Source organism: Escherichia sp. E14V7 (genome assembly GCF_004212225.1).
Classification (GTDB): Bacteria; Pseudomonadota; Gammaproteobacteria; order Enterobacterales; family Enterobacteriaceae; genus Escherichia.
The window spans coordinates 216,726-222,995 of sequence record NZ_RHJJ01000002.1; the positions used below are offsets into that span (position 1 = coordinate 216,726).

8 protein-coding genes are annotated in these 6,270 nt (G+C 50.6%); all 8 read left to right on the forward strand.

Annotated elements, in window-relative coordinates:
* Window positions 1–5 precede the first annotated feature (5 nt).
* Window positions 6–728: a transcriptional regulator gene (locus tag D9741_RS03605; protein WP_000091466.1), complete on the forward strand. Its 723-nt coding sequence runs from the start codon at window positions 6–8 to the stop codon at window positions 726–728.
* Window positions 728–1,114 carry a sulfurtransferase complex subunit TusD gene (gene tusD, locus D9741_RS03610; protein WP_001209689.1) on the forward strand — a complete coding sequence of 129 codons (387 nt, stop codon included), beginning with the start codon at window positions 728–730 and terminating at the stop codon, window positions 1,112–1,114. The genes D9741_RS03605 and tusD overlap by 1 nt, the downstream gene beginning before the upstream one ends.
* The gene (gene tusC / locus D9741_RS03615; protein ID WP_130217614.1) at window positions 1,114–1,473 is read left to right on the forward strand and encodes a sulfurtransferase complex subunit TusC; all 360 of its coding nucleotides are present in this window, start codon (window positions 1,114–1,116) and stop codon (window positions 1,471–1,473) included. The genes tusD and tusC overlap by 1 nt, the downstream gene beginning before the upstream one ends.
* Window positions 1,474–1,480: 7 nt before the next feature.
* On the forward strand, window positions 1,481–1,768 hold the full coding sequence (gene tusB, locus D9741_RS03620; protein ID WP_130217612.1) for a sulfurtransferase complex subunit TusB: 288 nt from the start codon (window positions 1,481–1,483) through the stop codon (window positions 1,766–1,768).
* A 125-nt stretch (window positions 1,769–1,893) separates the two neighbouring features.
* Window positions 1,894–2,268 (forward strand): 30S ribosomal protein S12, encoded by a 375-nt coding sequence (gene rpsL, locus D9741_RS03625; RefSeq protein ID WP_000246815.1) that lies wholly within the window; start codon window positions 1,894–1,896, stop codon window positions 2,266–2,268.
* Window positions 2,269–2,364: 96 nt separating this feature from the next.
* Window positions 2,365–2,835 (forward strand): 30S ribosomal protein S7, encoded by a 471-nt coding sequence (gene rpsG, locus D9741_RS03630; protein ID WP_001138043.1) that lies wholly within the window; start codon window positions 2,365–2,367, stop codon window positions 2,833–2,835.
* A 96-nt stretch (window positions 2,836–2,931) separates the two neighbouring features.
* Window positions 2,932–5,046 (forward strand): elongation factor G, encoded by a 2,115-nt coding sequence (gene fusA, locus D9741_RS03635; RefSeq protein WP_000124701.1) that lies wholly within the window; start codon window positions 2,932–2,934, stop codon window positions 5,044–5,046.
* A 70-nt stretch (window positions 5,047–5,116) separates the two neighbouring features.
* On the forward strand, window positions 5,117–6,270 hold a 1,154-nt coding region (gene tuf, locus D9741_RS03640), incomplete at its 3' end, for an elongation factor Tu (protein ID WP_001364266.1).

The window sequence follows — 6,270 nt, forward strand, 5'->3', positions numbered from 1 at the left end:
TTTTCATGTCCAGGTCGCTTTTAACCAACGAAACCAGTGAGTTGGATTTACTGGATCAACGTCCTTTCGACCAGACCGATTTTGATATTCTGAAATCCTACGAAGCGGTGGTGGACGGGTTAGCGATGCTCATTGGTTCCCACTGTGAAATCGTTTTGCACTCTTTGCAGGATTTAAAATGTTCAGCCATTCGTATTGCCAACGGCGAACATACAGGCCGGAAGATTGGCTCGCCAATTACCGATCTGGCACTGCGTATGCTGCACGACATGACGGGAGCGGATAGCAGCGTTTCTAAATGCTACTTTACTCGCGCCAAAAGCGGCGTATTAATGAAGTCCCTGACCATCGCGATTCGTAACCGCGAACAGCGTGTAATTGGTCTGCTGTGCATCAATATGAATCTTGATGTTCCCTTCTCGCAGATTATGAGTACCTTTGTGCCGCCAGAAACCCCGGACGTCGGTTCAAGTGTCAACTTTGCGTCTTCGGTTGAAGATCTGGTTACCCAAACACTGGAGTTCACCATTGAAGAAGTGAACGCCGATCGTAATGTTTCTAATAACGCCAAAAATCGTCAAATCGTGTTGAATCTTTACGAGAAAGGCATTTTCGATATCAAAGATGCGATCAACCAGGTTGCTGATCGTCTCAACATCTCCAAACATACTGTTTATCTCTATATCCGTCAGTTCAAGAGCGGTGATTTCCAGGGGCAAGATAAGTAATGCGTTTTGCCATCGTGGTAACCGGGCCAGCATACGGAACGCAACAGGCGAGTAGTGCTTTTCAGTTTGCACAGGCGCTGATAGCAGAAGGCCATGAGTTGAGTAGCGTCTTTTTCTACCGGGAAGGGGTCTATAACGCTAACCAATTGACCTCACCGGCAAGCGACGAATTTGACCTTGTGCGCGGCTGGCAACAGTTGAATGCGCAACATGGTGTGGCACTGAATATCTGCGTGGCGGCAGCGTTACGCCGCGGTATCGTCGATGAAACTGAAGCTGGAAGACTGGGACTGGCCTCGTCAAACCTTCAGCCGGGATTTACCTTAAGCGGACTTGGCGCTCTGGCAGAAGCCTCGCTAACCTGTGACAGGGTGGTACAGTTCTGATGAAAAGAATAGCGTTTGTCTTTTCTACTGCGCCTCATGGCACCGCGGCTGGTCGCGAGGGATTAGATGCTTTACTCGCAACTTCCGCTTTAACTGACGATCTCGCCGTCTTCTTTATCGCCGATGGCGTTTTTCAGCTTCTGCCAGAACAAAAGCCCGATGCGGTGCTGGCGCGTGATTACATTGCCACTTTTAAATTGCTGGGTCTGTATGACATTGAACAGTGCTGGGTTTGTGCGGCTTCTCTGCGCGAACGAGGGTTAGATCCGCAGACACCCTTTGTTGTCGAAGCCACGCCGCTCGAAGCAGATGCCTTACGCCGCGAACTCGCCAACTACGATGTTATTTTGAAATTTTGAGGCGTACATGTTGCACACATTACATCGCTCTCCCTGGCTGACAGATTTTCCTGCGCTGCTGCGTCTGCTCAGTGAGGGCGACGAACTGCTGTTATTACAGGATGGCGTAACTGCCGCAGTTGACGGCAACCGCTACCTTGAAAGTCTGCGTAATGCCCCCATTAAGGTTTATGCCCTGAACGAAGACCTCATTGCCCGCGGTTTGACTGCTCAAATTTCGAACGATATCATCCCAATTGACTATACTGATTTCGTCAGACTTACGGTTAAGCACACCAGCCAGATGGCCTGGTGACGGCGGGATCGTTGTATATTTCTTGACACCTTTTCGACACCGCCCTAAAATTCGGCGTCCTCATATTGTGTGAGGACGTTTTATTACGTGTTTACGAAGCAAAAGCTAAAACCAGGAGCTATTTAATGGCAACAGTTAACCAGCTGGTACGCAAACCACGTGCTCGCAAAGTTGCGAAAAGCAACGTGCCTGCGCTGGAAGCATGCCCGCAAAAACGTGGCGTATGTACCCGTGTATATACTACCACCCCTAAAAAACCGAACTCCGCACTGCGTAAAGTATGCCGTGTTCGTCTGACTAACGGTTTCGAAGTGACTTCCTACATCGGTGGTGAAGGTCACAACCTGCAGGAGCACTCCGTGATCCTGATCCGTGGCGGTCGTGTTAAAGACCTCCCGGGTGTTCGTTACCACACCGTACGTGGTGCGCTTGACTGCTCCGGCGTTAAAGACCGTAAGCAGGCTCGTTCCAAGTATGGCGTGAAGCGTCCTAAGGCTTAATGGTTCTCCGTTAAGTAAGGCCAAACGTTTTAACTTAAATGTCAAACTAAACTCGTAGAGTTTTGGACAATCCTGAATTAACAACGGAGTATTTCCATGCCACGTCGTCGCGTCATTGGTCAGCGTAAAATTCTGCCGGATCCGAAGTTCGGATCAGAACTGCTGGCTAAATTTGTAAATATCCTGATGGTAGATGGTAAAAAATCTACTGCCGAATCTATCGTATACAGCGCGCTGGAGACCCTGGCTCAGCGCTCTGGTAAATCTGAACTGGAAGCATTCGAAGTAGCTCTCGAAAACGTGCGCCCGACTGTAGAAGTTAAGTCTCGCCGCGTTGGTGGTTCTACTTATCAGGTACCAGTTGAAGTCCGTCCGGTTCGTCGTAATGCTCTGGCAATGCGTTGGATCGTTGAAGCTGCTCGTAAACGCGGTGATAAATCCATGGCTCTGCGCCTGGCGAACGAACTTTCCGATGCTGCAGAAAACAAAGGTACTGCAGTTAAGAAACGTGAAGACGTTCACCGTATGGCCGAAGCCAACAAGGCGTTCGCACACTACCGTTGGTAATCCCTTCGGAGTTTTAGTCACCAGGCGGGCGCTTCCAGTAAGCAGCCCGCTTTGGGCTACTTAAATTGAACGCCTAAAAGATAAACGAGGAAACAAATGGCTCGTACAACACCCATCGCACGTTACCGTAACATCGGTATCAGTGCGCACATCGACGCCGGTAAAACCACTACTACCGAACGTATTCTGTTCTACACCGGTGTAAACCATAAAATCGGTGAAGTTCATGACGGCGCTGCAACCATGGACTGGATGGAGCAGGAGCAGGAACGTGGTATTACCATCACTTCCGCTGCAACTACTGCATTCTGGTCTGGTATGGCTAAGCAGTATGAGCCGCATCGCATCAACATCATCGACACCCCGGGGCACGTTGACTTCACAATCGAAGTAGAACGTTCCATGCGTGTTCTCGATGGTGCGGTAATGGTTTACTGCGCAGTTGGTGGTGTTCAGCCGCAGTCTGAAACCGTATGGCGTCAGGCAAACAAATATAAAGTTCCGCGCATTGCGTTCGTTAACAAAATGGACCGCATGGGTGCGAACTTCCTGAAAGTTGTTAACCAGATCAAAACCCGTCTGGGCGCGAACCCGGTTCCGCTGCAGCTGGCGATTGGTGCTGAAGAACATTTCACCGGTGTTGTTGACCTGGTGAAAATGAAAGCTATCAACTGGAACGACGCTGACCAGGGCGTAACCTTCGAATACGAAGATATCCCGGCAGACATGGTTGAACTGGCTAACGAATGGCACCAGAACCTGATCGAATCCGCAGCTGAAGCTTCTGAAGAGCTGATGGAAAAATACCTGGGTGGTGAAGAACTGACTGAAGCAGAAATCAAAGGTGCTCTGCGTCAGCGCGTTCTGAACAACGAAATCATCCTGGTAACCTGTGGTTCTGCGTTCAAGAACAAAGGTGTTCAGGCGATGCTGGATGCGGTAATTGATTACCTGCCATCCCCGGTTGATGTACCTGCGATCAACGGTATCTTGGACGACGGTAAAGACACTCCGGCTGAACGTCACGCAAGTGATGACGAGCCGTTCTCTGCACTGGCGTTCAAAATCGCTACCGACCCGTTTGTTGGTAACCTGACCTTCTTCCGTGTTTACTCCGGTGTGGTTAACTCTGGTGATACCGTACTGAACTCCGTGAAAGCTGCACGTGAGCGTTTCGGTCGTATCGTTCAGATGCACGCTAACAAACGTGAAGAGATCAAAGAAGTTCGCGCGGGCGACATCGCTGCTGCAATCGGTCTGAAAGACGTAACCACTGGTGACACCCTGTGTGACCCGGATGCGCCGATCATTCTGGAACGTATGGAATTCCCTGAGCCGGTAATCTCCATCGCAGTTGAACCGAAAACCAAAGCTGACCAGGAAAAAATGGGTCTGGCTCTGGGCCGTCTGGCTAAAGAAGACCCGTCTTTCCGTGTATGGACTGACGAAGAATCTAACCAGACCATCATCGCGGGTATGGGCGAACTGCACCTCGACATCATCGTTGACCGTATGAAGCGTGAATTCAACGTTGAAGCGAACGTAGGTAAACCGCAGGTTGCTTACCGTGAAACTATCCGCCAGAAAGTTACCGATGTTGAAGGTAAACACGCGAAACAGTCTGGTGGTCGTGGTCAGTATGGTCATGTTGTTATCGACATGTACCCGCTGGAGCCGGGTTCAAACCCGAAAGGCTACGAGTTCATCAACGACATTAAAGGTGGTGTAATCCCTGGCGAATACATCCCGGCCGTTGATAAAGGTATCCAGGAACAGCTGAAAGCAGGTCCGCTGGCAGGCTACCCGGTAGTAGACATGGGTGTTCGTCTGCACTTCGGTTCTTACCATGACGTTGACTCCTCTGAACTGGCGTTTAAACTGGCTGCTTCTATCGCCTTTAAAGAAGGCTTTAAGAAAGCGAAACCAGTTCTGCTTGAGCCGATCATGAAGGTTGAAGTAGAAACTCCAGAAGAGAACACCGGTGACGTTATCGGTGACTTGAGCCGTCGTCGTGGTATGCTCAAAGGTCAGGAATCTGAAGTTACTGGCGTTAAGATCCACGCTGAAGTACCGCTGTCTGAAATGTTCGGATATGCAACTCAGCTGCGTTCTCTGACCAAAGGTCGTGCATCATACACCATGGAATTCCTGAAGTATGATGAAGCGCCGAGTAACGTTGCTCAGGCCGTAATTGAAGCCCGTGGTAAATAAGCCTAAGGGTTAATACCAAAGTCCCGTGCTCTCTCCTGAAGGGGAGAGCACTATAGTAAGGAATATAGCCGTGTCTAAAGAAAAATTTGAACGTACAAAACCGCACGTTAACGTTGGTACTATCGGCCACGTTGACCACGGTAAAACTACTCTGACCGCTGCAATCACCACCGTACTGGCTAAAACCTACGGCGGTGCTGCTCGTGCATTCGACCAGATCGATAACGCGCCGGAAGAAAAAGCTCGTGGTATCACCATCAACACTTCTCACGTTGAATATGACACCCCGACCCGTCACTACGCACACGTAGACTGCCCGGGGCACGCCGACTATGTTAAAAACATGATCACTGGTGCTGCTCAGATGGACGGCGCGATCCTGGTAGTTGCTGCGACTGACGGCCCGATGCCGCAGACTCGTGAGCACATCCTGCTGGGTCGTCAGGTAGGCGTTCCGTACATCATCGTGTTCCTGAACAAATGTGACATGGTTGATGACGAAGAGCTGCTGGAACTGGTTGAAATGGAAGTTCGTGAACTTCTGTCTCAGTACGACTTCCCGGGCGACGACACTCCGATCGTTCGTGGTTCTGCTCTGAAAGCGCTGGAAGGCGACGCAGAGTGGGAAGCGAAAATCCTGGAACTGGCTGGCTTCCTGGATTCTTACATTCCGGAACCAGAGCGTGCGATTGACAAGCCGTTCCTGCTGCCGATCGAAGACGTATTCTCCATCTCCGGTCGTGGTACCGTTGTTACCGGTCGTGTAGAACGCGGTATCATCAAAGTTGGTGAAGAAGTTGAAATCGTTGGTATCAAAGAGACTCAGAAGTCTACCTGTACTGGCGTTGAAATGTTCCGCAAACTGCTGGACGAAGGCCGTGCTGGTGAGAACGTAGGTGTTCTGCTGCGTGGTATCAAACGTGAAGAAATCGAACGTGGTCAGGTACTGGCTAAGCCGGGCACCATCAAGCCGCACACCAAGTTCGAATCTGAAGTGTACATTCTGTCCAAAGATGAAGGCGGCCGTCATACTCCGTTCTTCAAAGGCTACCGTCCGCAGTTCTACTTCCGTACTACTGACGTGACTGGTACCATCGAACTGCCGGAAGGCGTAGAGATGGTAATGCCGGGCGACAACATCAAAATGGTTGTTACCCTGATCCACCCGATCGCGATGGACGACGGTCTGCGTTTCGCAATCCGTGAAGGCGGCCGTACCGTTGG

Bases quoted from the DNA above. Each gene is read 5' to 3' on its own strand.
- rpsG (WP_001138043.1), top strand. From the start codon at position 2,365: ATGCCACGTCGTCGCGTCATTGGTCAGCGTAAAATTCTGCCGGATCCG.
- tusB (WP_130217612.1), top strand. From the start codon at position 1,481: ATGTTGCACACATTACATCGCTCTCCCTGGCTGACAGATTTTCCTGCG.
- fusA (WP_000124701.1), top strand. From the start codon at position 2,932: ATGGCTCGTACAACACCCATCGCACGTTACCGTAACATCGGTATCAGT.
- tusC (WP_130217614.1), top strand. From the start codon at position 1,114: ATGAAAAGAATAGCGTTTGTCTTTTCTACTGCGCCTCATGGCACCGCG.
- D9741_RS03605 (WP_000091466.1), top strand. From the start codon at position 6: ATGTCCAGGTCGCTTTTAACCAACGAAACCAGTGAGTTGGATTTACTG.
- tusD (WP_001209689.1), top strand. From the start codon at position 728: ATGCGTTTTGCCATCGTGGTAACCGGGCCAGCATACGGAACGCAACAG.
- rpsL (WP_000246815.1), top strand. From the start codon at position 1,894: ATGGCAACAGTTAACCAGCTGGTACGCAAACCACGTGCTCGCAAAGTT.